This is a genomic window from Streptococcus oralis (assembly GCF_001578945.1).
Taxonomy (GTDB): Bacteria; Bacillota; Bacilli; order Lactobacillales; family Streptococcaceae; genus Streptococcus; species Streptococcus oralis_Q.
The window spans coordinates 270171-271543 of sequence record NZ_KQ969551.1 but is presented as its reverse complement, the minus strand read 5'-3'; the positions used below and the strand labels follow the sequence as shown (position 1 = coordinate 271543).

The 1373-nt window shown below is 41.1% G+C and carries 2 protein-coding genes; both read right to left on the bottom strand.

The annotated features are described in order from the left end of the window. Window positions 1-190: 190 nt before the first annotated feature. On the bottom strand, window positions 191-949 hold the full coding sequence (locus tag SORDD16_RS04015) for an ABC transporter ATP-binding protein (protein ID WP_061452463.1): 759 nt from the start codon (window positions 947-949) through the stop codon (window positions 191-193). After that, window positions 946-1373, bottom strand: a 428-nt coding sequence (locus SORDD16_RS11690) for an ABC transporter permease subunit (RefSeq protein ID WP_440862109.1), incomplete at its 5' end; no start/stop codon positions are given. The genes SORDD16_RS11690 and SORDD16_RS04015, both read right to left, overlap by 4 nt.

Genomic DNA, 1373 nt, shown 5'->3' with positions numbered 1-1373 from the left:
ATACCTCCATCTTATCATAGTTTCACGTAAACTAGTATAGCTTATTTCTGAAAAAAAGTAAACCATTTCATACGCTTTCCGTAATTCTCTTTGCCTTATTTTTCTAGATAGAAAGAGGAGATAAAAAACTCAGAAACACTTTAATGCTTCTAAGTTTCTCTTCACTATTTTTGATGAAAATATGACTCATCTATTCAAATAATTGATAGTAATCGGAAATCTTCATCTTAGCTTTTTCTTCTTTATTGAGGTCTTGGATAATACGGCCTTCCTTCATGACAATCAGACGATTGCCATACTTTAGTGCATCTTCCATATGGTGGGTAATCATCAAGGCTGTTAGATGATCCTTGCTGACAAAGTCATCTGTTAACTCCATCAAGGCCACACTGGTCTTTGGGTCAAGAGCTGCTGTGTGTTCATCCAACAAGAGTAACTCTGGTCGTTTCAAGGTTGCCATCAAGAGGCTCAAGGCCTGACGTTGTCCACCTGATAAAAATTCAATAGGAGTGTCGAGATGTTTTTCAAGGCCATTTCCCACTTTTTCAATGGTGGCCTGAAATTCTTCCCTATGGCTTGATAACCTTCTAGGAAAGAGTCCTCTCTTCTCGCCACGAAACTTGGCAATCAAGAGATTTTCCGCCACTGTCATACGGGGTGCCGTACCCATCTTAGGATCCTGAAAAACACGAGACAAGTACTTAGCCCGCTTTTCAGGTGAAAAATGCGTCACATCCTCGCCCATGATACGGATACTTCCGCTTGTTAAAGGTAAGGTACCCGCAATAGTGTTAAAAAGCGTTGACTTCCCAGCTCCATTTCCACCTAGGATGGTAATGAAATCATGTTCGAAAATTTCAAGAGAAACATCATTCAGAATGATTTTTTCCTCGTCAAAGCCATTCGTGATGACTTTGGTGGCATTTTTTAATTCTACAATTGCTGTCATTTGCTAAACTTGACTCCTTTCAGATATTTGTCTTTAAAGGTTGGAATCATGAGGCAAACTGCCAAAATCAAGGCGCTGTACAAACGAAGATAACTTGTATTAAACCCAAGAGCAATCACTCCCCAAACGAGGAACTGATAAGCAATAGACCCTACAACGATGGTCATGAGTCGCTCTGCCAAGGTCAAACTCTTGAATAAAACCTCACCAATAATCAAGCTAGCAAGCCCTACGACAATCACTCCAATTCCTCGAGAAACATCCGCGTATCCTTCTTGTTGAGCAATTAAGGCTCCTGCAAGTGCGATAATCCCATTTGAGAGAACCAAGCCCATGAGTTCCATACGTCCCGTATTGATACCAAAGCTACGAGCCATATCGGGATTGTCACCTGTAGCGATGTAGGCCTGACCTAGTTTGGTAT